This window comes from Halobacillus litoralis (assembly GCF_009856445.1).
GTDB lineage: Bacteria > Bacillota > Bacilli > Bacillales > Halobacillaceae > Halobacillus > Halobacillus litoralis.
The window spans coordinates 770,958-794,160 of the sequence record NZ_WMFA01000001.1 but is presented as its reverse complement, the minus strand read 5'-3'; the positions used below and the strand labels follow the sequence as shown (position 1 = coordinate 794,160).

At 35.3% G+C, this 23,203-nt stretch carries 23 protein-coding genes; all 23 read right to left on the bottom strand.

Annotation, left to right across the window (positions count from 1 at the left end):
- Positions 1–69: 69 nt before the first annotated feature.
- Positions 70–213 (bottom strand): paeninodin family lasso peptide, encoded by a 144-nt coding sequence (locus GLW00_RS03600; protein WP_160911292.1) that lies wholly within the window; start codon positions 211–213, stop codon positions 70–72.
- 15 nt (positions 214–228) lie between these two features.
- Entirely contained in the window at positions 229–2,172 is a 1,944-nt protein-coding gene (locus GLW00_RS03595; RefSeq protein ID WP_439108888.1) for an asparagine synthase-related protein, read from the bottom strand.
- A 212-nt stretch (positions 2,173–2,384) separates the two neighbouring features.
- The gene (locus GLW00_RS03590; RefSeq protein ID WP_160911290.1) at positions 2,385–3,932 is read right to left on the bottom strand and encodes a lipopolysaccharide biosynthesis protein; all 1,548 of its coding nucleotides are present in this window, start codon (positions 3,930–3,932) and stop codon (positions 2,385–2,387) included.
- On the bottom strand, positions 3,929–4,810 hold the full coding sequence (locus GLW00_RS03585; RefSeq protein WP_160911288.1) for a glycosyltransferase family 2 protein: 882 nt from the start codon (positions 4,808–4,810) through the stop codon (positions 3,929–3,931). Before GLW00_RS03585 ends, GLW00_RS03590 begins: the two co-directional genes overlap by 4 nt.
- A gap of 58 nt (positions 4,811–4,868) precedes the next feature.
- Positions 4,869–5,216 carry an acyltransferase gene (locus GLW00_RS20625; protein ID WP_237417404.1) on the bottom strand — a complete coding sequence of 116 codons (348 nt, stop codon included), beginning with the start codon at positions 5,214–5,216 and terminating at the stop codon, positions 4,869–4,871.
- Positions 5,217–5,389: 173 nt separating this feature from the next.
- The gene (locus tag GLW00_RS03575; RefSeq protein WP_160911286.1) at positions 5,390–6,592 is read right to left on the bottom strand and encodes a glycoside hydrolase family 88 protein; all 1,203 of its coding nucleotides are present in this window, start codon (positions 6,590–6,592) and stop codon (positions 5,390–5,392) included.
- Between the two features lie 58 nt (positions 6,593–6,650).
- On the bottom strand, positions 6,651–7,847 hold the full coding sequence (locus GLW00_RS03570) for a glycosyltransferase (RefSeq protein WP_160911284.1): 1,197 nt from the start codon (positions 7,845–7,847) through the stop codon (positions 6,651–6,653).
- Positions 7,848–7,856: 9 nt separating this feature from the next.
- Positions 7,857–9,050 (bottom strand): glycosyltransferase, encoded by a 1,194-nt coding sequence (locus tag GLW00_RS03565; protein ID WP_160911283.1) that lies wholly within the window; start codon positions 9,048–9,050, stop codon positions 7,857–7,859.
- A gap of 10 nt (positions 9,051–9,060) precedes the next feature.
- Complete coding sequence (locus GLW00_RS03560) at positions 9,061–10,227, bottom strand: polysaccharide pyruvyl transferase family protein (protein ID WP_160911281.1); 1,167 nt, start codon at positions 10,225–10,227, stop codon at positions 9,061–9,063.
- 11 nt (positions 10,228–10,238) lie between these two features.
- Complete coding sequence (locus GLW00_RS03555) at positions 10,239–11,270, bottom strand: glycosyltransferase family 2 protein (RefSeq protein ID WP_160911279.1); 1,032 nt, start codon at positions 11,268–11,270, stop codon at positions 10,239–10,241.
- Between the two features lie 18 nt (positions 11,271–11,288).
- The gene (locus tag GLW00_RS03550) at positions 11,289–12,524 is read right to left on the bottom strand and encodes a glycosyltransferase (protein ID WP_160911277.1); all 1,236 of its coding nucleotides are present in this window, start codon (positions 12,522–12,524) and stop codon (positions 11,289–11,291) included.
- Positions 12,521–13,141, bottom strand: a complete 621-nt coding sequence (locus tag GLW00_RS03545; protein WP_237417403.1) for an acyltransferase — start codon at positions 13,139–13,141, stop codon at positions 12,521–12,523. Before GLW00_RS03545 ends, GLW00_RS03550 begins: the two co-directional genes overlap by 4 nt.
- A 14-nt stretch (positions 13,142–13,155) precedes the next feature.
- Positions 13,156–13,896 (bottom strand): capsular polysaccharide synthesis protein, encoded by a 741-nt coding sequence (locus GLW00_RS03540; protein WP_160911276.1) that lies wholly within the window; start codon positions 13,894–13,896, stop codon positions 13,156–13,158.
- Positions 13,871–14,251: a helix-turn-helix domain-containing protein gene (locus GLW00_RS03535; protein WP_160911274.1), complete on the bottom strand. Its 381-nt coding sequence runs from the start codon at positions 14,249–14,251 to the stop codon at positions 13,871–13,873. The genes GLW00_RS03540 and GLW00_RS03535 overlap by 26 nt, the downstream gene beginning before the upstream one ends.
- A gap of 18 nt (positions 14,252–14,269) precedes the next feature.
- Complete coding sequence (locus GLW00_RS03530; RefSeq protein WP_160911272.1) at positions 14,270–15,436, bottom strand: aminotransferase class I/II-fold pyridoxal phosphate-dependent enzyme; 1,167 nt, start codon at positions 15,434–15,436, stop codon at positions 14,270–14,272.
- A gap of 14 nt (positions 15,437–15,450) precedes the next feature.
- Positions 15,451–16,083 (bottom strand): acetyltransferase, encoded by a 633-nt coding sequence (locus tag GLW00_RS03525; protein WP_160911270.1) that lies wholly within the window; start codon positions 16,081–16,083, stop codon positions 15,451–15,453.
- Positions 16,084–16,683 carry a sugar transferase gene (locus tag GLW00_RS03520; RefSeq protein ID WP_160911852.1) on the bottom strand — a complete coding sequence of 200 codons (600 nt, stop codon included), beginning with the start codon at positions 16,681–16,683 and terminating at the stop codon, positions 16,084–16,086. It abuts the gene before it with no gap.
- An 80-nt stretch (positions 16,684–16,763) separates the two neighbouring features.
- Entirely contained in the window at positions 16,764–17,858 is a 1,095-nt protein-coding gene (galE, locus tag GLW00_RS03515) for a UDP-glucose 4-epimerase GalE (RefSeq protein ID WP_160911268.1), read from the bottom strand.
- A 20-nt stretch (positions 17,859–17,878) separates the two neighbouring features.
- The gene (locus GLW00_RS03510; RefSeq protein ID WP_160911267.1) at positions 17,879–18,943 is read right to left on the bottom strand and encodes an EpsG family protein; all 1,065 of its coding nucleotides are present in this window, start codon (positions 18,941–18,943) and stop codon (positions 17,879–17,881) included.
- Between the two features lie 19 nt (positions 18,944–18,962).
- Positions 18,963–19,868, bottom strand: a complete 906-nt coding sequence (locus GLW00_RS03505; protein WP_160911266.1) for a glycosyltransferase family 2 protein — start codon at positions 19,866–19,868, stop codon at positions 18,963–18,965.
- Positions 19,869–19,879: 11 nt separating this feature from the next.
- Positions 19,880–20,959 carry a glycosyltransferase family 1 protein gene (locus GLW00_RS03500; protein WP_202412386.1) on the bottom strand — a complete coding sequence of 360 codons (1,080 nt, stop codon included), beginning with the start codon at positions 20,957–20,959 and terminating at the stop codon, positions 19,880–19,882.
- Between the two features lie 46 nt (positions 20,960–21,005).
- Positions 21,006–22,061 carry a glycosyltransferase family 2 protein gene (locus GLW00_RS03495; RefSeq protein WP_160911264.1) on the bottom strand — a complete coding sequence of 352 codons (1,056 nt, stop codon included), beginning with the start codon at positions 22,059–22,061 and terminating at the stop codon, positions 21,006–21,008.
- The gene (locus tag GLW00_RS03490) at positions 22,024–23,187 is read right to left on the bottom strand and encodes a glycosyltransferase family 4 protein (protein ID WP_160911263.1); all 1,164 of its coding nucleotides are present in this window, start codon (positions 23,185–23,187) and stop codon (positions 22,024–22,026) included. Before GLW00_RS03490 ends, GLW00_RS03495 begins: the two co-directional genes overlap by 38 nt.
- Between the last annotated feature and the right edge of the window lie 16 nt (positions 23,188–23,203).

Sequence of the window (23,203 nt, the reverse complement as noted above, 5' to 3'; positions counted from 1 at the left end):
TGAACCTTGGAATATATTAGAGTCTAAAATTCCTAAACAAGGAATTTTAGACTCTTTCTAAGTACTTGCTTAGGAGACGTGATGATAACCAGTCTGACCATCATGAGGTAAATTTTCATTATAGCCTTCATCAAATTCACCCCATGCACCACTAGCCATTGTTTGATCTACATCCAAAGTTGACAATTCCGGTGTACTCCATTCCTTTTTCATTCGATTCACCTCCTTTCAATTGAACTTTTTAATAAACCGATATGAAATAATGCTTCTCATTAATATCCAGAAATCTGGGTCTAACGCTAATTCAGGATTTGGACCTTGATTTCTAATAGATAGAAGGGATGCATCAAGTTGTAGAATATTAAAAAAGGAGGGTGAAAGTGAGTCTCTTGAAATGGTTTCTACCTCTTCAAGGAAAGAATTCCAATAAGGTTTCATTCGATGAATAAATTCCACACCTTGTGCTCCCCTCACACGATTATTAAGTCTAACCTTATCTGGCAAGTATTCTTTTGTACCGTTTCTAATTAGTGCTCTATCCATACCATTTTTAACATACTGATCTTCAGGCAAAGATAAGCAGAATTCGATTACCCGCAAGTCATTTGTAGGATCTCTTTTCCAAAGCGAATGTCGAAGAGAAAGTTTCGTGCCCAGAGTTCCAGTTGCATTCCATGAGAACATTTCCTTAAAGTGCTGATTTCTGACTTTAATATCTGTCAGGTTGTATTTGCTTTTTGTAGTTTTGATACCATGCTTATTTAAGGAGTGATAGACATTTGTTCTTTTTGCTAATTCAGGACTTATTAACTCGGGAAAGTTGTAAACCTGGTCTGAATGTAATAGCTTATTTATAGTGGGAAAAGCCATCCGACTTAATAAAGGTAATAGCCGCATTCTATTTCCGTGTGTAATTTTACTGTAAGCATCCAACTCTGAAAGTAACTTAAATAACTTTATTTTTCTTAATAATGATGCGTAATAATTGATGGTTGCCCCCCATGAAATGCTCAAATTACCTCTTCCACCGTTTAATAAGATTCCTATATCTCTTGAATGAGCTTCTTCATATATCCCTTTAATCCAATTGGATGTCCCGAAAAATTTGTAAGGCATTTCCATGATGTCTAACCATTCGTCTATTTCATCAAGGGGTGAGACACTACCAAAATCCAAGTAGTAATCAGATACATTTCCAAGATGTTTTACAGTCGATTGAATGTAAGGCCTCTCATCTGCCACTCTGTTTGTAGGTGTCCAATCTTCAAAGTCCTTAGGCGGAACATGACTGAAGGTGTACAACTTACTAGACTTTTTTTTCAAAGAGTGAGAGGCAAAACTTGCCACGGCCCCTGAATCTAATCCTCCACTTAAGTGAGCTCCAATATTTTTATGGGTTCTTAAACGATCGTTTACAGCCCTCCCAAATATACTTTGGAATGCTTCTATATAATCTTGATCAGATTTATAATTAATGATTCTTCGTGGTGTTATCGTACAATATCTAGTTGTTTTCACTTTATTTTTTGAGACTGAAACCATATGAGATGGCGGAAGTTGATAGATTTCATAAAATGGGGTGATTGACATATCCACCGCCTCATTCATTCCTGGTATGGCCAAATATTCAGCCAGCCATCTTTCATCTAATTTTTTCTCTACCAAAGGTAAGGTTAGAAGAGATTGTATAGTTGTAGAGAAGGAGAATATCGAATGGTCTTTATAGTAATAGAGAGTGCGGCTTCCTGAAAAATCTCGAGCACCAAATAACTTATTATTTCTCTCATCCCATATCATATAAGCAAATTCACCGACTAAATATTTGGGGGACTCTTCTCCCCATTTTCTATATGCCATCAGAATCAACTGACTGTCTGGAATATATTCCCTCTTTTTCTTTGCTATTTGCAATTGGTCAAAAAGCTCTTTCCGGTTATCTATAATCGCATCAGCTGTTATGGTAAGTTGCCTTTCGGAGTCATAATACGGTAAAGGTTCATTTATAGATTCAGGTGTGATCCACTGCGCGTGAACACCTAATAAAACATTAGTATTCCTCCAAACACCGATGTCATCAGCCGGGTAATTTTCAAAACTATTCATCATATTAGTAAAGTATGTTTCTTCATCATGACAACTATCCAGTTGGTAAATTCCTGCTATCGCACTTATGGTTATCACCCCGCCCCACTCATATTCTTAATAAAGAACAATAAAATAAAAAATATAGATACCCTTTAAATTTACTGTTTTCCTATCTCGGTTGTTCTTTATATAGAACGTACTATATTTAACTACTCATTGCAAGGATATTCTATAATTTTATGATGATACGTTTGTACTACTTGTAGATATTTGAGTATTTTATCTCAGGAACGTTTTTATCATAAACGGTTTGTAGTATGAGAAACTTTAATTGTTCTAAATTTATAGAAAACCCTTTTACTTATAGAAAATATATACTTAAACTCATCAGACTTACAAAAAATCACCGTGTAAATTAGGCTCGGTATAATAATACAAAGTAAACCTTTCAGGAATAATGAAAAGTAACTATCAGCCAAAATAGTACTTGTAGAATATCTTGTTATAAAGTAGGCTACTACACCGATTAAAATATACAGTCCATATACAAAATAATATTTGAGGATATTAAGTTTGAAGACCTTTTTATAAACTAAATAAGGGGTTGTCCAAAAAGGAACGACTAGAGAACTTATTAAGGTTCCCAAAAACACACCAGCAATACCCCAAAATTGAACGAATGTAATAGACAACGTCAAATTTATAGCGGCCTGAATTAGCGGAGCATAACGATCCGGATGAAATATACCTGAAGTAGTCTTTACCGTTGTAATTGCATTTCTTATCCCTTTCTCGTAAAACAATAACATTAGCAAAAGCAAAACGGATTTATCCATAATAAAATCACTCCCTATCCAAAGAGTGATAAATGGTTCCAGCATAATATAAATGGCTATTGTGAATGTAGAATAAATCCAGAAATTTATGAGTCTGTACACTTTGTAAATCGAATAAATTTTTTCTTTGCTCTCATTGGCTACTAAATTTCCCACACTATGATAGATATTGTTGAAAATTTGGTTTATAAAAGTCCGGCTAATATCTATTAGCATTTTATAATTAGAGTAAATGCCAACAGCTGCAAGACCTATAAATGACGAAATAATAATATTATCAGTCCCTAATACGAGGTAGGCACCTATATTCTGTAGAACAATCGCTTTCACATTCTTAAAAATCCCTTTTTTCGTTTCAGGATCAAGATCTGTTGCGGGTTTATCTTTTAAAAATGGGTACATTTTATTAACAACTAACGCTAAGACAATGCTAGTGATGATTGTTATACTACTCTCAATGAGTAAATAAAGAATAAAGTTTTGAGTGTAATATAAAATAGCGATTTTCAATGTTGTTGTTAAAATCGAAGATACAGAATAAATTCCGGTCACTATATAGCCTTTTTGACAAACGTTTAAAAATGAATTCTTGTGCATGTAAAGGTACGGAGCCACTGTATTTAATAGGAAAATAAGATAGATGATGTGCACATGATCTATACTAGTATCACTAACAATGAATGAAAGAAAAGGTAATAAAGATAAGCCTAGTACCAGTACAACTCCGGCTATAATTAGATAGGCATTACGATACAACCTCATTAAGGCATTCATTTTATTTTTGTCATCTTCAGCCACTGGTTTATATAAGCTATACATAATACTGGCACCAATACCCGCTTCTGCTAGTGAGAGCATAGCTAAAATACTAGTGAATAAGCCATTTAAGCCTAAATATTCCACCCCAAGGTATGTGATAAAAACGGTCCTGGAAACAAAACTCAATAGTGTGATAATAAGTTGGTTCCCTAGTCCAGCCCCTATATTGAGAAGTGAGTGTTTTATTCTCATTTTATCCTCGTCCAAATATAATTTTTGGTTTGAAAGATTCCAACGGCTAATAGTAATGTAAGAGATTTAATTTCTAGTAATTTTGCAGCTTTATTGATTCCTAAAGTATCTTTCACATAACTATAATAAAGGTTATAATTAGCTAACCTTCCCTTTAAATTGTAATTATAGAACTTAATTTGTTGCCGAATGTAGTAGGCTGTTCCCTTAGGATTACTTGAGAATATTTTTATTTGGTTTCTAGTTAATCCATCCTCTAAATAATTACAAAGATAAATAACTTCATTGAACCATCTAATCTTATAGCCATCATGAGCCATCTTTTCCCACACAGTAGCTTCGGTTAAAAACTTCTCCCCTTCAAATTCCTTGAATTTGTAGTTCCGAAGAATACCCGTATAAAAAACCTCTGCTTTATCTCCCTTGATATTTTTATCATTTCTCTGTAAGGAAGTAGCATCAACGAACTCTCCATCAAATGTCTCCCCAATTAAGTTATTAATTTCTTTCCCTCTATTTCCTGACACACCACAAAATCCCTCTTTATCACTGATGCTCTCTTCCCAACCCACAATAGTTTGAAGAGCATTCGAAGTAAGGGTGTCATCCGAATCTACGATAAAAAATAATTCTCCCTTTGCTAAATCTGTGGCTTTATTTATAGCTCTATGCTTTCCGCCATTATCCACCTTATAATACCTAATAGTGATTTCATTTTCTTCCTTCCAGTTTTCAACTAACTCCTCTGTATGATCTGATGAACCATCATCAATAATTAACCATTCAAAGTTTCTGTAAGCCTGAATTACTAATGAATGATAAAGCTTTCCTAAAATATAAGCTCGGTTATAGGTAGGGGTGAACACTGTAATTTTCAAAATCATTCCTCCTTTCCTAATATTAGTAGATTTTGTTTTACATAACCGATATCATTGATTAGTTCATAAAACATTTGATCTTTTTTATGATGATTAATATTCCCCGAAATGGTATAGTCTTTTCATAAATTTTCTTTGTATTCATAAAATGTTCCTTCCTAACTGCTTCATATTGGGCAAGCGTTCCGATTTTTTTTGCTTGGATTCCACCGACGATGGTGTTTGGAGGCACGGATTTGGTGACTACACTTCCTCCAGCTACAATGGAGTTTTTTCCAATCGTTACCCCAGGCATAATTAAGGATCTCACTCCAATAAAGGCATTATCTTCTATCTTTATACTTCCTACCTTTGTATACTCAAAATCTTTCAGCCTTTTCGTACTAGCATCGTGTGCTAATAACATTACCTGATTAGTTATCGATACATTGTCGCCTATTTCTATCAACCAACAATGCGAGTAGTCTATGACAACCCCAGGTCCTATCTGACTATTCTTACCTACCTCAACCCCATTTTTTATAACCTTCCAACCAGAGTTCTTGAAGAAGAGCCTTTCTTAACCTTGAGACAGAAAAGTTATATAGCTTTTTCAACATGAATATTCACCTCTTTTTCTTTATTCAAAGTTCTAACACAAAAGCCTTGAGTGAAAGGAAGGATATTAAATTGAGTAGAATAGACTCCCAAATCCTTTGTATCCCCTTGAGAAAAGTCGATCTCCCCATTTCTTCGGGTCACTAACTTCAAATATTCCATGCCTTTATTCGAAGCACTTACATAAGCTTCGGAAGACCCGTTAATATTTGAAGCATTTTTCATAAACCATGCAAAGGTGGCGGTTGTCGAGGAGTCTGATGTGGCTTCACTTCTCAATAAAGACCATGTCCAGCTTCCATTGTTTTGTTGATAAGGTAAGATTGAATCAGCAAACCTCACGATAATTTTTTCTAAACTCGATTTATATTCATTTCCGTTTGGTAATTCAGCCCAAGTATCAATGACACCTATTGCAAACCAACCCGCTCCTCTTCCCCAGCCCCATAAACCCAGTGGTAACTTATTTTTTATGTGATAGGCATGAAACGGAATCATGGTTTTATGAAGCATTCCATATTGTTCGTAATGTTCAATCTGTTTTATGGAAAGTTCAATACATTCAGATTTATTAAATTCTGCTCCATACTTTACGAGGAAAGGACAAATAAAACCTATCGTATCCACGTACCGGTACTGCTCCATATTCTTTCTATATTTCACTGTTCCATCTTCACCAATGTGCTGTTTAATTAAGTTTTCGGTATAGTCCAGGGCAGACTTATATTGTTTGAAATCAATAAAGTCTAACTTCATGAGGGCGTATGCCAAAATAGCTGCATCAATATTGTGTGGCCTTTCCCTCCATTGTCCCTGTTCATCGAATTTATACTTCAGGAAATCTTCCACACTCTTTTTCGCTATTTTATCATTGCTATTTTTTATATACTCACCGACCCCTAATAAAAGAGAAGCCTCCTGCCAGTATTGAATAGTATCCTTTGAATAATTTCCTTTCAGCATATCCAAAAAAATCAATCTAGTATTGTCCGTGACTTTGATTTTTGGGGTTTTTCCTATCCATTGAAGACTCTTACGAATGATTAATTGATTCCACTGTGATTGAGTTTTACAACGCCCCATATGGATCCGTTTATACCAGTCGCTACACTTTGGAATTATGTCAATAAATACAATTGTGATAATCAATAATATAAATGAAGCCATTACATATTGAGCAATCATATAAAACTCCTTTCTGTAAAAAAAAGAGAAAGGCTCAATAAATATTTAAGCCCTTCCCTCATGCTAATATTTGATATAATTTATCAACTTCTCGTTCGTTACCTAAACTCTCTTTATTTAAATTCTTGATATACTCTTCTCTTAACTGTTCATCTTTGAACAATCTATATATCCCCTGAGCGATGTCATTTCCTGTCACATCCACCACCATCCCATTATAACCATTTTTAATTTGGTCTCTGGAAGAGTTAAAATTGGTTATAAGGATAGGCTTTGCTAATATTTTAGCTTCCTCAATAGCAATAGATTTCCCTTCATACCTTGAAGGTTGAACATAAATGTCAGCCATTCTTAAGTATGGATACGGATTTTCTTTTATTCCTAAAAAGACAAATGAGTCCTCTAGATTCAATTCTTTTACCATCTTTTCATACTCTACATTTTCCTCCATCGATCCTGTACCAATAACGTGCCACTTGATACTGACCCCTTTTTCCACTAACCGTTTACAAGCTTCTATGGCTAAATCAATACCCTTCACATGACAAAGTCTTGCTACAGTTATTATATTTAGAGTTGATTTATTAATTTGCAAATCTTTAAATGATTCGCTTGCCATCTTTTTTATAATATCCGGGGAAACAATGTTGTTAATAACAGTTATCTTAGATAATAATGGATTAAACTGTAAAGCTAATGAATTCTTGCACTCATCGGAAACAGTGACAATGTGGTCTAATTCCTTGAAGTACGGATGATCAATCATTTTATCCATTCCAGAATTAGTATAATGGGTATGAATCCACCCAATTTTCTTATGAGCATTCACCTTTTCAATAATAAAATAAATAGGTGAACGTTCTAAATAACCAATAGCTGCATCATACTCTTTATCCAATGTACCTAAAGCCTTCGATAAGTGCGGCCAAACTTTCTGGTCACATCTAGCACGATTTTTCTCAGTTTTAAACAAGTAACCCGCATGGATTCTGGGAAATATAAGGTGGAATTTGTTCTCCTTCAAGAAACTTTGTAACGCTCTTTTTATGGGCATATCAAAATAGGTGTAATCTTGTGGTGCTTCCAATATATTTATTTCGCTAGGTACCTTACTTAAAAAGGCCCCTTCACGTTTAAATAATAGTAAATCCACATCATACTTTGAGTAATCCAGACTTTCCAACAATGAAATTAATGACTTTTCTGCTCCACCACAATGCATGGATGGCATGACAAATAATAGTTTACTTTTCATGTTTATCACCTAATCACATAAGGCATAAATTTTATTAATCTCTGATTCAGTACCAAGGTTTTCATAGGATAAATTATACTGTAAACGGCTTTTCAACTCTTCATTAGTCAAAAGTTTTTCTAGTCCGCTTGCGATGTCTTCAGGTTTTTTGGCAACGATTATTCCTGTCACACCATTTTCAATTTGATCCCTGGCAGTACTGAAGTCAGTCACTACAATAGGTTTATTTAAAATCTTCGCTTCATCAATTGCTATAGATTTCCCTTCAAACATAGATGTTTGAACATAAATATCCGCTTGCTTCATATAAGGGTACGGATTTGATTTCAGTCCTAACAACTTGAAGTGATTCTCTAAATTATTTTCATGGATTAAATCTGTTAATCTTCCTCTCTCTTCACCTTCACCAATTATATGCCAGCAAATTGGGTAACCTTTGTCCACCAATCGCCTGCAGGCCTTTATAGATAAATCAAATCCCTTTTGATGGTGCAGCCTACCCACAGACAAAATATTTATTTTTTTGTATGGTCCATTTTCTAATACATCCTCTTCCATATCCGCCATCTTGGTAATGAGCTTTGGAGAAACAATATTATATATAACTTCAATTTTATTTTCATGAGTAGGAAACCTTCTCTTTAAAATAGCAGCACATTCTTCTGAGACTGTAACGATATGATCTAAACTTGCAAAATAACCGTTATCAAATTCGGGGTCCATTCCTAAATGGTCATAATCAATATGAATCCACCCTATTTTCTTTTTTGCCTTTACTTTATCCACACAAAAATAGGTAGAAGTTTTTTCTAAGAAACCTATAGCCACATCATACTCTTTGTCCAAAACCGGAATGGATTCTGATAAATGTCTCCAGTTCATTTGTTCTTTCACTGACGTGTTCTTAAACCCTCTGTTTTGCAAGGCATATTTGAATCTGTTGTACAATAAAGAGTAATTCCTATTTATACTCAAAGTACTTAACGATCGAAACAAGGGAAGGCTGAATTTTTCCAATGTATCGTTGATTGGCAAAATGTTAACTTTTTCTGGCAAAAGCTCAAGAAAAATCCCGTCATGATTAAACAAAAATAAATCAATCTCATATTTTTCATAATCCATTCGGGACAATAAATTGATTAGACTTTTTTCTCCACCACCAGCAGCTAAACTTGGCATAATAAAAAGTAAACGTTTCTTCATTTTATCCCACCTAAACTAAGGCGAACATATTTCTCAAATGTTCTGCCGCTTGATATGACATTTTTTTCAGTTCTGGAATATTTTGATTAAGTGTACTTTTTATCCATTCTTCCTGCTTTACCATTTGATCGAAAGAATTGTTTAATTTAACTGAGTTAGATAGATCTTTGATATCCATAACAAAATCTTGATTTCCAAAGATGTCTTTAGATATCCCCTTTGATTTCACACTATATCCTAGTACCATTGTAGGAACTAGACTGGAATAGGCAGCAATAGTTGCATGTGTTCTAGCCCCAATAAAAAATCTCATTCGGGAGATATACCCTTTGTATTCTATAGCATTTAAGTTATCAGGTAGCAAAAGCACCCGTCCTGTATCTTGAAATGTATGATAAATTTCTTTTAACACTTCATAATCATTGTTTCCATTCGCGATTACATGGGGAGTAAGTGCAATGGTGCTTTCTGTGGTTCCTAAGATATGAGAAACGAGTTCATGAATCGAACTCATAGAATCCTGATTCCTTTCTAATACTAAGGGGCTGAAGTTCAATCCAATCGTATCACCAATTTTCCAACCTTCAGGTAACGGTAACTCTTTCTTCTTTAACGTAAAGGCAGGATCTGCGCACATTTCTACGTTCTGCAACCCTTGGTTCCTTAAAAGATCATAAGTGATAGATTCCCTTGCGAGGATCAAATCGAATCTCTCTAAATCTTGCAGTTTTTCTTCTGACAAGTCCTCTTCACCAATGGAACATCCCCAAAGAACAAGTTTCTTCCCTTCAGATTTAATGACTTTATCCACTTCATAAATTCCTGGTTGTTCACCATAGCAATAATTATCTCCCCCGATGGATAAGCAGACATCGACATCTTTGATATGCTTAATAATATTGCCATGAATTTTTTGATAGGCATAGGATTCATCATTCATTAACTTCACTTTAAAAGAAGAAATAAACCATTTATAAGAATATTTATTTATCAAACGATTGGATCCATCATATATAGCATCCAATCCCTCAATTACTTTGTCTGTCTCAGGTTCTTTCGATACAAGATAAACCGATGCATCATGAATCGTATCTTTAATGATGTCTTTTGTCGTCCTGACGATTGCTTCACAACCGCGATTACGACTCCCTCCATGAAAAAAAAGTAAACATTTCATAAGTCATCCTCCTACATTTGATTGTTTTTCTTTAGACTATAGGTCATTAATACGTAAATCCCTATTATCGATTTAATTTTAATCATTATTAGTAATGCTTTTTCATATTTACTGACTTCTTTAAAATAGGAAGGAAAGCTTTTCGCTATTGCTTTTCTAACCCCTGGATGGGTAATCATTTGATATACATACTTATTCTTCTCTTTGAATCCATCAGTCTTAAAGAAGGAATAATAGAGATAAGTATAGGAAATCACGCTTTTAATCAGCTTTTTCGATTGGAGTAATTCCACCTGTGATTTACTAATGATATGAAAACACTTCTCTGGGACCGCATGGTGATATATGGATAATGCTTTCTTGAAATAATCATTGTGAACCATGTTTCTCGTTGCACTTCCTGGAACATCTCTGTAAAGGTATCCAGAAAAGTTGATATATTCAATAGCCACAGAATAGAGGGAAACATTTAAATTAAAAAAGCCATCTTCTCCATGTGAAAGATGACTTGGAAATTTAATATTGTATTCTTTAAGAAGGCTTCGTTTATAAAGTTTGTTACATACGGAGTTGCAATCTTCTTTTTCCAATAAGTAAGACACAACCATATGTTTACTTAACGGAACGGACTCAGGAAATGCATATTTCACGCATTTCATTGGGTTACTTAAATCTTCCCCACTTTCAAAATTTGATATTAGTAAATCAATGTCTCCAGTAACAGCTTTATTATATAGAGTTTCAAACATGCTATCTTTAACTTCGTCATCAGCGTCTACAAACCCGACATACTCCCCTCTGCATAAGGATAACCCTACGTTTCTTGCTGCACTTACCCCCTTATTGCTTTGGTTAATCAATAATATTCTCGAATCCAGTTTCTTATATCTATCTATTATTTGTTTACTTCTGTCGGTTGACCCATCGTTAATAAAAATAAATTCGCAATGATAAAGTTGTTGATTTAGCAGGGATTGGATACAACGTTCAATATAATTTTCCGAATTATAAACTGGGATTACTACACTTACCTTAACAGTCATTCTGTCACCTGCCTTATTTTAACCTTTCATCATCAATAAATCATTTTGATACGAAGATTTATCTTCTATAATTGCGTACAACTTTTCAACTTCGCTGGTATTTCCATAAGTGGTCGGGTCTATATTATTCTTTAACCTTATTCTTAAATAATCATCTTCGAATAAAAGTTGAATGCTATCTGCAATTTCCTCAGGAGTTTGACCGCAAATGATTCCATTGTAACCATCTATTACTTGACTGTTGGCTGTAGGATAATTTGTAAGGAGGATAGGCTTTTGCAAAATCATGGCTTCTGTAACAGTTACTGCTTTACCTTCGTATCTGGATGGTTGAACGTATAAATCGCAAAGTTTCATATAAGGATAAGGATTTATTTTTTTATCTAACAAAACAAAATGATTTTCTAGGTTATGTTCTTTTATGAGGTCCACCAGTTCTTTCCGATAACCTCCATAGCCAACAACATACCATTTAATTGTTGTGTAACCTCTGTCGTGAAGTATTTTCAAGGCTTTTACTGCTCGATCGTAGCCTTTCACGAATGATAACCTTCCTACTGATAGAATACTAAAATTACCTGAGTCCCATTCATTTATGGTGGCCTCAGCTCTTTTCATGATAAAGGATGGGGATGAAATATTCTCCATCAAGTGAACTCTTTTTTCTAAACTGGGATATTGGTCTATAAAAGTTCTTGTCACATCTTCAGATATGGATATGATGTGATCAAATTTAGCCCACTGTAATAAATCAAGTCTATGGTCAATTTCCAACTTGCTGTAATCTGTATGGATCCAGGCAATTTTCAAGTCAGCTGGAACCCTTTCTGCCACAATTTCATGAGGCCAAGCGTAACTAATAGCTACATCATATTTCGCCTTTAGTTTAGGCAGAAAATGAACGGCATTCTTCATTGCAAGCTGCATTTGGATATATCCTGATCCCTCAATTAACTTCATTCTTCTAGCCTTTATACCAGCCTGAAACTTACTTACTACCCTAATAAATGACGTGATCACATGACCTTCTTTCACACAATCCTTTATCGGTCTGCGAAAGACGGAATAACTCTTGATTTCAGGCAATACACGAACCTGTTCTGGAATTAGATCCATAAATTCCCCAGTATGTTCAAATACCAATAAATCAACTTCAAAGCGATTATAGTCGAAACTTTCCAATAAATTAATCAGACTACGTTCAATCCCACCTATTTCCATATTGTACACAGTAATCAATATACTCTTTTTCATAAAGCATCACGCATACCCGTTGGCTTAAGAATATTTTTATATTCATTTTCCCTTTTATTTATGAAAACCGTATTTTCTGGAACATGACCTTTAACAACACTCCCAGCCGCTATAACTGAATGATCTCCAATGAAAGTATCCTTTAAAATAACAACATTCGAACCAATCCAGACATTCTTTCCAATATGCACTTCACCAACCAAAAGATGATTACCTTCCGTTTTAAAGTTATGATCATGATCATTGATTGAAACACCGGAAGCTATTTTTGTTTTTTCGCCAATGGTTATTTTATTTACACAATTAATATTACAATTATCATTGAGGAATACTTTGTCTCCTATAGATAACTCACCCTTTAGGTCTACACGTAAACTTGCGTTTTTCCTTACATATACAAATTTACCTATTTTTATTTTAGCTTCTTTGTTATAAACTTCGAGTCTGCTGTTAGATTGAAGAGAGAATATCGTAGACTGTATATTTCTTAAATATATGAGCTTATAAAATAAAGCCCGTAAAATCCCCCAAGCATGGGAAATATTCATTAATAGTGCATAATATCCACCACGACTTCTTGAATCCTTTACTAATGTAGAAATTACTTTTTTTATCATGGTAAGATGACTCCTTAATTCTTTTGGATTAATTTCCTCACCCTATAAACATTCTCCCCACCAATTACTCTTGATAATGTTTTCTTAATATTCTTCTTTATTCGAGTGGATTTAGGCAACCAACTTTGATAAAACAAGTGCATCGCGTAGGTGTCGTTACTTTTTATTTCTCTACAATTGATATAGTCATATGGTGAAAAGTATTCCTGGGTATAAATAGTTCCTACTCCTTCAATACATTGTTTTTTACCATTACGAACAAGGCCTCTATCTGTCAGAAGTTTTGTAACCTTTGCTACGTTCGTGACATCATCAAATTCCCCATTGCTTTTAAGAAAATACCGCTGATGATAATCTTCCATGAATTCTTTAATAAATGGATGACCCTTTCTTGCACCAAAAGTACTGGTCGCAATATATTCTTCTTGTTCGAATCCCCAAAAAGCTTCACCTAGTAGCAGATCATCAAATGGTTTATAGACCATTACATCCGTATCTAAATAAATCCCACCTACATGGTAAAGAGCATAGAGTCTTACATAATCACTGACAAATGCAAACTTTTCAGCTTCATATGCCTCTTTAATATACTGGTTAGAATGGACATCGAAATTTGTTTCATTCCACTCTATGATTTTGTATTCAGAAAGGTGCGTTTGCCAACTATCTATACACTCTTTCACTATATAAGGTTTCTCTTTACCACCAAACCAGCAATAATGAATCACCTTAGGAATCTTTTTTGTAGTCTTCATTGCCCACCTCTATTTTTTGATAGGATCTCCTTTGGACCTCGTGTTGCCAATTGATAAAATCAATTAACAACTTGTACTCTTTTATTCTTTCTTTATCCACTCCAATTCTTTTTAATTCATGTATAAAATCCAACCATTCAGGTTCAATCTCATTTTCTTGTTCGAGTCCAAGAAGTTCTAAAGGGCTGACTTCTAATACGTCAGCGATTTTACCAACCATGTGCACGGATGGATTTTTGTTTAAATTCCTTTCAATATTGCTTAAATAAGACTTGGATATATCTGCGTATTCTGCTAATACCGTTAAGGACATCCCTCTTTGTTTTCGCAAGTTCTGTATGTTTTCCCCAATCATAAGGCATACCTCAATTTTCTATACAATTTCTTCGATCAAACTTTCTTTTCTTAGATTCTTAAGTAAGATATCAATAATTTTCCCTTGGTCTTCCTTAGATAAGTTCGATCCAGAAGGAAGGCACAAGCCAGAACGGAAAATTTCTTCTGATACGTTTTCTGAAATAGAGTGGGTATAATACATACATTTTTCAAACAAAGGTTGGAGGTGAAGAGGTTTCCAAATGGGCCGTGCTTCTATATTTTGCTCCCTTAAATGCTCTATGATTTCAAGCGGTTCTACACTATCAACACAAGTGAATGCTGTTAACCATCGATTTTCTCTACAAAGATTCCTTTCACTTTGGTAATTACATTGAAAGTCAACATATTCTGATAGTGCTCTTTTGTAGGATTCAAAAACTTCTTTTCGGCTTTGGACTCGGTCTTCAATTACCTCCATTTGCGCACGGCCAATGCCAGCCAGGATATTACTCAAACGGTAGTTAAACCCCAGTTGACTATGTTGATAATAAATAGCCGGGTCACGAGCTTGTGTGGCTAAAAATCTAGCACGGTCCAACGCTTCTAAATCGTCTGATACTAATGCTCCACCACCTGATGTGGTAATAATTTTATTCCCATTAAAAGAAAAAACTCCAAATTTTCCAAACGATCCGGTCATTTGATTCTGATAGGTAGAACCTAAGCTTTCCGCTGCATCTTCGACCACCGGAACATCATAAGCTTCACTCAACTCCATGATTTCCTCCATCTTTGCTGGCTGCCCATAAAGGTGAACGACAATGATTGCTTTGGGTAGTTTGCCTTTTTTCTTTGCTTCTACTAATGCTCGATTTAATGCTTGAGGGGACATATTCCAAGATTCTGGTTCTGAATCAATGAAAACAGGATCAGCACTTTGATAAAGGATAGGGTTGGCACTTGCCACGAACGTTAAACTTGAACAGAACACTGTATCTCCTTTTTTTACCCCTAATAAAGAAAGAGCTAAGTGAATCGCAGCTGTTCCTGAACTGACAGCGACAGCTCCCTTAGCTCCTACATAATGAGCGATATCCTGTTCAAATAAATCAATATTTCTCCCTACAGGGGCAATCCAATTTGAATCGAATGCCTCATTGATATACTTCTGTTCATTTCCAGTCATGTGTGGCGGCGACAAATATATTTTAGAATGACTCATTAACACACATCCTTTTAATTTACTGAAGCTTTTGAAATGACTTTTGCAGGGCATCCCACTGCCGTCTGGTTTGCATCAATATCTTCAACTACTGTCGCTCCCGCTCCAATAATTGACCAACTTCCAACTTTCAATCCTGGGATGATGGTGGCCGCAGCTCCTATGTCTACACCCTCTCCAAGGTACACCTGACCAGTCAATGTAGCCGATGGAGAAACATGTGTAAAATGATTAACAAAACAATTGTGTTCTACCGTTGACCCGGTATTTAAAATGCAGTGATCGCTAACTATTGCATTTGCATTAACCACGACTTTAGGCATAACAACAGTTCCTCGACCTATTGTGGCTGAAGGACTCACGATAGCTGTAGGATGAATCACCGAGATAAAACGCGTGGTATTGATTTGTAATTGTTCAACCAGATTTTTACGGATTCTATTATTCCCTATAGCTAGAACAAACCCTGCATTTTCTTGCATTCGTTCAAATACTGAATGGACAGGGCCACTTAATACCCCCTTCCTTATGGCTTCACTTTTATATTTATCATCGAACACCCCAATAACTTTATGCTTACCTTCGGCATGGATAATATCTTGAATAACTTTACTATGACCGCCATCACCAATCAAAAAGATGTCCACTCACATCACACCCCGGGTGCCTTTAAATTTTTCCATAGTCGCATGGCTATCCTGATGAATACCTTCTCTTTTTATTACTTTGAAAAATGTTATAAATAAAATTTTAAAATCAAGAAAAAGCGTTTGATTATTCACATACCAAACATCTAATTTAAATTTCTCTTCCCAGCTGATGGCATTCCTTCCATTGATTTGAGCCCATCCTGTAATTCCTGGTCTAACAAGATTCCTCAATATTTGTTCGTCATTGTATAAAGGTAGATATTCCAGCAATAATGGTCTTGGCCCGACGATACTCATCTCTCCCTTGATTACATTTAGCAGTTGTGGAATTTCATCTAAAGAATACCTTCTTAAGAAAAGACCAGTGGATGTCAATCGTTGTTTGTCGGAAAGTAAATTTCCACTATCATCTCTTCGATTATTCATCGTTCGAAATTTATAGAGTTCGAATGGTATTCCATCCAGCCCAATTCTTTTTTGTTTAAATAAGATAGGGGATCCCATTTTCACTCTCACTATTAAACTAACTAATAGGAAAATGAAAACTAGTAAGATAATTAATATCAAGGAAATGAGCAAATCTAATATCCTTTTCATCATATTTTTCACCCCTTTTATTTACATGATATGAAAGTCTCTTTATCATCTCTTTACTTGTTTAGGTCATCTACTTCAATTTATTTAAGAACCTTCTCTTGGTGTGGCTTAACAAAAAACTTCGTAGACTCTTTCTCCAACGAACTTTGGTGATCTGATTCTATAGGATTATAGCCTTCTGGATTTTTCCATTGCCATCTCCATGCGTCTTTACACATTTCACTAATACCTCTTTCTGCTCTCCAACTAAGTTCTTCAAAAGCTTTTCTCGTATCTGCAAAGCATACGGGAATATCACCTGGACGCCTTCCTAAAACGGTATAGGGAATTTCTTGACCAGAGGCTTTTTCAAACGCTTCAACCATCTCTAGAACGCTATATCCTCTACCTGTCCCTAAATTATAAGTATGAACCCCTCTTTCACTCTCTACCTTTTCTAAAGCTTTCACATGACCAATAGATAAGTCCACGACATGTATGTAGTCGCGCACCCCTGTCCCGTCTTGGGTTTCATAATCATTCCCAAAGACCTTTAATTCATTTAACTTCCCAACAGCAACTTGAGAAATATAAGGGAGTAAATTATTCGGTGTTCCTTGAGGTGCTTCTCCAATTTTCCCACTTATGTGAGCACCTATTGGATTGAAGTATCTTAACCGAGCTATGCTCCATTCAGGATCTGCGACATAAACATCCATAAGAATATCTTCTATCATATGCTTTGTTCTCCCATAAGGGTTGGTCGTTTCTAATAACGAATCCTCAGGTATAGGTACAGTATCTGGCTTACCATATACAGTTGCTGACGAACTAAATACTAGGTTCTTCACGTCATTTTTCTTCATCACTTCACATAAAATGATTGTTCCAATGACGTTGTTCCTATAGTACCAAAGAGGTTCCGAGACGGACTCGCCTACAGCTTTTAACCCAGCAAAATGAATGACAGAGGATATTTTATGCTCTAAGAAGATGCTTTCCAGCCCTTCCTTGTCCAATAAATCTATGGGGTACGTGTGAAAATTTTTCCCAGTAATTTCTTTTACTCTTCTCAGTGCTTCTGGATAACTATTAGAGAAATTATCAACTACTACGATCTCATAACCAGCCCTCAACAACTCCACACAGGTGTGACTACCAATGTAGCCCGCCCCCCCTGTAATAAGAACAGTCATTTATAATCCTCCTAACCGTACTACCAAACAAGATAGTCGCTTTCATATTGGAGATTCATGTTTAAGTCGTTTTCAAAATAAAAATAACCAAAATATAAAACAATAAGCGCAAAATAAATAAGCTTTTCATCCCTTGGGCGAAAAAGCTTAACAATCCACGATATGAGAATTAACTGATATAGTGTGAAATAAATAGAGAATCTAGCAAAAATCCAATTTTGAGTTGAAACAATCATAAAAACTAAACCAACTAGAGTTAAATTTACCATGTAATCACTATTTGGAAAGATCTCTCTCAATTTATCTTTACCAAAGAATGCCACAATTAAAGGAGCGCCATAAACGACAACTCGTAAGAAATTAGCTCCTCCTTCTTGAAAATCTTTATATTCTTCATACTGTGTCCCTTCGATAGTATTGAATAATAGATTTGAGAACTGCTCAAACCCCACTACGATTACAACAGAAAGAAGTAATAAAGCTACTGTAGCTTTAGACCAAGCTTTAAAGCGAACTAGAAAGTAAATGGGAATTAATATGAGGGCACTTTGATGGAACAGTGATGCTACCAGCACAACAGCTATATATCGTTTCATGTTTCCATTCATAATGTACTTTATTGCTGTGAAAGCTATTGCCGCAGCAAGAACTTGCCTAATCCCATTCATAGAAACAATAAATAACCCACCTGTAATATAAACATATAAACTCAATTCAAATAACTTGGAATAATTGTACAATACTAAAACAATTAATGTATTTGTTATTAGTGCAGTTGTAAACACTAACAACTGTGGATCACCTGAAATATTTTTAAGAAACATCTGCAACAGGCCGAAACCTATATCACTTTGAGCTTGAACTTGACTCCAAGTATATGTGGTTATCTCATACGAGTGCATATAGAAAAAAGTATCACCTATGTTTTTCCTTAGACCGCTGACACAAACAAAGACGACAATTGCTAAAAAGACTGCTACCCTCGCTGGTACAAGATAAGACACCCTTATTGAAGAGGATTGGACTTTTCTTGCAAACATAGAGAGCATATACACTAACCCTAAGTTCATATAGAGAATGGACATATTTCTTCCTCCCCAGCCATTACCGCCTAGCTTTCATGACAGTTGCTTTGTCTGTATTTTGAATATACAAATACAAAAGAAAACCAGCTGGTGTCATTAACATAGTCGTGACCTTACAGGGAGATTGCTTTATGAAAGAAAGGTTTTTTGCCATCAAACTGCTTGATACATAATGGATAGATTCTCTCAACCGATCTTTCAGACTAGGTGCATATTCCATTGCTACCTTTCTAAAGAAAGAAAACCCTTGAGGATTCTTTCTATATTGATGAATCATATTTAAGCTTGATCCATCTTCCCTATATTCCACATGGCAAATAACTTCATCCATAATTAACAAAGGGTATGCTTTATCTATCAATACATATTTATAACTTAGTGGACAATATTTTTCTCCTTTAAACAAAGGATAAGGAGGCACCTCTTTTGTGATCTCAGAACGATAGACTAGCTTTTTATCTCCTTTTACTTTATGTTTACTGTATAAATTAGTAAGAGTGGATTCTTTCAAATGAGGAGGAAAACCCGTCCCAATTACTCGTCCTTCTGGATCAGCATCGAGTCCAACGAGGCCTGCATAGTGAACTCCTCCATTATTTTTCCAAAATTTAATTATATTTTCCACCGCGTTATTTGCTAAGTAGTCATCCGAGTCAATGCAAACGTTCAACTCTGTCTCGATCAACTCATAGGCTTTATTATGAGCCCCATGCATCCCTTGGTTCTCTTGGAAGTGATATTTAATATTCATCGTACTGGAATTCATCCACTCTTGTACTAATTCGTGTGTATCATCATCAGAACCATCGTCAATAATCAACCATATAAAGTCTTTACATGTTTGCCTTTCAAGACTTTGAAAACACAAATGTAAAGTATGCGCCCTATTAAAGGTAGGAGTGAAGATTGTCAGTAATGGCTTCATTAATTTCCTCCTCACTTGGCCACGTAATATTTTTTATAATAGTCTGTCAGCCAGCCTGCCATGGACTCCGTATCATACCCTTTAGAACTGAGTTCTTCGGTTGTATCGACACGGGGTACATCCAAATCTAATATTTTCTCAGCCCATAGAGAGGGTGAACTTTCCAAACCCTCATATAAAAGTGTATCCGTAATTTTCGCCTCTGTCGTGATTGTGTCTGCCACTACACATGGCAAACCGGCTGCTTGTGCCTCAACTAAAACTACGGGCAGCCCTTCGTATAAAGAAGGAAATAGAAATAAGTCAAACCCTTGCATTAGGTTCGGTACATCTTTCCTGACTCCTAAGAATTTCACAAATGGTGTTAATCCAAGTTCCTCCACTTTCCTTTCAATTCTTCGCCTTAACACACCATCACCAGCTAAGATTAATACCGAATCCGGTCTCCTACGATGGACTTCTTGGAAAATGTCAATTAAGTACTCATGGTTTTTTTGAGGATTAAACCTTCCGATATGACCAATAACTAATTGATTTTCTTTGAGTCCTAGTTCTTTTCTTATTTTTGTCCTCCTTTTAAGGTCAAATCTAAATTCCTCTGTGTTTACAGCATTATTTAATACATGAACCCTGTCAGATTTCAATACATTTTTTCCGAATAACCATTCTCCCGCTTTATTTGAACAAGCAAAGTAGTGCGTCGGTTGATTCTTCATTGCTGTCTTAGCATAGATGCGGAAAGGGAATTTATAGTCTAAAGACAAATCACTTAGGTGACTGTGAGCAATTCTACAAGGGATATATGCTCGCTTTGCAGCTCTTAAAACAAAGCTACTGTTTTCATTAATGTGTGAATGTATAACTTTGTATTCCTTATGATCAATAAAAAACTGATCTAGAAGCTTGAAATACTTTCTATAATTGCCTGGCTTTATTTGTGGCATTCGATAGATCTTTCCACCTAAACTTCTAATTTCTTCATCATAATGTCCCTCTTCTCCCCTATGAACCATAAAATCAAATTGAATCTTACTTCTATCCATTTGTCGATAATAATTCATTAACATGGTCTCCAGACCACCACGATTCATAATTGTTGCTACTTGGAGAACTCTTATAGGCTTCACAATTTTCCCTTCACCTTACCTTCCTTAGGAAATTGATGGCTATTAATAAGGAATAGACCCCTGTCGCATGACGTTTCTTTGCTAGAAAATAAAAAAGCTTCCATACAATTGGGAAGTGTGTTAATTCGAAATGTTTAAAAGCATTCCTTATTCGAAAATCTTCTAAAGAATCTTTTATTGTTAGAATTTTTTTCATTATGGATTGTGGATTGTCTTTCCCTATGACATTTAAACCCAGGCCCAATGTATTAAGACAAATCCTATTCTTTAATGCTGTCTGATATACAGAATCATCATTCGTTCCTTCTGCCATTAATTGATATAAATAAAACCATTTTTCCAGTAAATCGGGTTTATATGTGGATGTAATTGAATTTTCATTTTCCCGCCAGTAATGGTAGAAAGGTTGATTTAAAAAAATGAATTTGCTCGTATATTTTAGGAATTGTATATTAAATAAGGAATCCTCATTTGTACCAATTTTATCCAGATCTTGAAACCTCACAGCATATTTTTGTAATATTTCATTTTTATACAATTTAGACCAAACGGTCCCCCAAGCATCTAATAATTCTGGTCGAGCTAACTCTTTATCTAAAGGACCGATCAGCTTTCTTTGAATGTGTTTATGCACTTCTTCCTTCTCATAACTAACCTTCCTGGGTAAATGGAAATCCTTTATTTTAGAATGAGTCCCAAACTCCCTTACATAAGAGCACATGACTACATCTGCTCGTTCTTCCATAGCTGCCTCATACATTTCTTTATACATCGTACTTTCTATCCAATCATCGGGATCGACAAAACCTACAAATTCGCCAGTGGCAATTTCAATACCGGCATTTCTAGCAGAAGAGACACCACCATTTTTCTTATGAAGTACTTTTACTCTCACGTCTCTTTCTTCATATTCATTTAAAATAAATTCCGAGGTGTCTGTCGATCCATCATTGACTAAAACTAGTTCTATGTCTTTTAAAGATTGAACTAAAATGCTATCTAAGCACCGATGGATATATTTTTCCATATTATATATAGGCACGATTATACTTACTTTTGCTACCATTTTGCTCCTCCATCATGTAGCTAAGATAAATTCTATTTAAGGATTTCTCTACTTGATTAATCGAGTATTTATTTACCCTGTTTAAACTTTCCTTGCTCATTGCTTTATAGGTCTCTCTAGACTGGTATATATCCAAGAGATGTCTCGAGAAACCCTCTATATCATGAACAGGAACAATATAACCGTTTCTATGATTCACTACCAATTCCGCATGCCCTCTGTTAAATGTAGCAACTACTGGTAGGCCACATGCCATTGCCTCCATAATATTGACAGGTAAACCTTCCCGTAAGCTTGACCCTACAGCTACATCACATACCGAGACAATTTTCTTAATATCCTTAACATAGCCAAGAAACCTAACATTCTCCCTTACTCCCAATTCTTCAGCTAGCTGTTTACACTTATCTTGAAGCTTACCTTTACCTGCTAATAAAAGCTTAATGTTCTGTCCGCTATTATTGATTCTTGCAAGTGCTTCTATTAAGAGTTTTTGGTTCTTATTTTTATTGAATTCTGCTGCATAAAACAATAGAAAGTCATCCGGTTTATAACCGTATGACTTTCTAGCTTTCGTCTTCTCATTAATGGATAACGGTTTAAATTCATCCGTATTCACGCCGACACCATTTACATGTTCAATATGTTTAGTTTTAAATCTTTTCTTCGCCAACTGAAAATCTTCCTGATTGATTGTAATCAGGCAATCCGTATACGAAGCCAACTTCCTTTCAATTGGATAATACAATAACCAATTAGGGAGGGGAGCTCCTTTGCAAAAATGAAAACCGTGAGCGGTATAGATCACTTTGGTGCCTCTTTTTCTAGCAGAGCGTGCTGCCAGCCGTGCCAATGTTCCCCCCATTGGTGTATGACAGTGAACGATTTGGTACTGGTTTTCCCTTATTAAATATCTTAATATTCTATATGCCTCTATGTTTTTATGGGCGAACGGAGAACGCTGAATCGGGATATCATACTTCACATCTACATAAGGGAGCTCCATATTTCCATTTGCTGCGACATGAACTTCCCATCCTTGTTTCTTAAACCACTGCATATATGGGATGTGAAACAGTTTAAAGTGGTAATCAACAGTAGCGCAAAAAAGAACTTTGTTTGACATGATTTTTTCCACCTTT

Bases quoted from the DNA above. Each gene is read 5' to 3' on its own strand.
- GLW00_RS03600 (WP_160911292.1), bottom strand. From the start codon at position 213: ATGAAAAAGGAATGGAGTACACCGGAATTGTCAACTTTGGATGTAGAT.
- GLW00_RS03590 (WP_160911290.1), bottom strand. From the start codon at position 3,932: ATGAGAATAAAACACTCACTTCTCAATATAGGGGCTGGACTAGGGAAC.
- GLW00_RS20625 (WP_237417404.1), bottom strand. From the start codon at position 5,216: ATGTTATTAGCACACGATGCTAGTACGAAAAGGCTGAAAGATTTTGAG.
- GLW00_RS03575 (WP_160911286.1), bottom strand. From the start codon at position 6,592: ATGATTGCTCAATATGTAATGGCTTCATTTATATTATTGATTATCACA.
- GLW00_RS03570 (WP_160911284.1), bottom strand. From the start codon at position 7,847: ATGAAAAGTAAACTATTATTTGTCATGCCATCCATGCATTGTGGTGGA.
- GLW00_RS03565 (WP_160911283.1), bottom strand. From the start codon at position 9,050: ATGAAGAAACGTTTACTTTTTATTATGCCAAGTTTAGCTGCTGGTGGT.
- GLW00_RS03560 (WP_160911281.1), bottom strand. From the start codon at position 10,227: ATGAAATGTTTACTTTTTTTTCATGGAGGGAGTCGTAATCGCGGTTGT.
- GLW00_RS03555 (WP_160911279.1), bottom strand. From the start codon at position 11,270: ATGACTGTTAAGGTAAGTGTAGTAATCCCAGTTTATAATTCGGAAAAT.
- GLW00_RS03550 (WP_160911277.1), bottom strand. From the start codon at position 12,524: ATGAAAAAGAGTATATTGATTACTGTGTACAATATGGAAATAGGTGGG.
- GLW00_RS03545 (WP_237417403.1), bottom strand. From the start codon at position 13,141: ATGATAAAAAAAGTAATTTCTACATTAGTAAAGGATTCAAGAAGTCGT.
- GLW00_RS03540 (WP_160911276.1), bottom strand. From the start codon at position 13,896: ATGAAGACTACAAAAAAGATTCCTAAGGTGATTCATTATTGCTGGTTT.
- GLW00_RS03535 (WP_160911274.1), bottom strand. From the start codon at position 14,251: ATGATTGGGGAAAACATACAGAACTTGCGAAAACAAAGAGGGATGTCC.
- GLW00_RS03530 (WP_160911272.1), bottom strand. From the start codon at position 15,436: ATGAGTCATTCTAAAATATATTTGTCGCCGCCACACATGACTGGAAAT.
- GLW00_RS03520 (WP_160911852.1), bottom strand. From the start codon at position 16,683: ATGAAAAGGATATTAGATTTGCTCATTTCCTTGATATTAATTATCTTA.
- galE (WP_160911268.1), bottom strand. From the start codon at position 17,858: ATGACTGTTCTTATTACAGGGGGGGCGGGCTACATTGGTAGTCACACC.
- GLW00_RS03510 (WP_160911267.1), bottom strand. From the start codon at position 18,943: ATGTCCATTCTCTATATGAACTTAGGGTTAGTGTATATGCTCTCTATG.
- GLW00_RS03505 (WP_160911266.1), bottom strand. From the start codon at position 19,868: ATGAAGCCATTACTGACAATCTTCACTCCTACCTTTAATAGGGCGCAT.
- GLW00_RS03500 (WP_202412386.1), bottom strand. From the start codon at position 20,959: ATGAATCGTGGTGGTCTGGAGACCATGTTAATGAATTATTATCGACAA.
- GLW00_RS03495 (WP_160911264.1), bottom strand. From the start codon at position 22,061: ATGGTAGCAAAAGTAAGTATAATCGTGCCTATATATAATATGGAAAAA.
- GLW00_RS03490 (WP_160911263.1), bottom strand. From the start codon at position 23,187: ATGTCAAACAAAGTTCTTTTTTGCGCTACTGTTGATTACCACTTTAAA.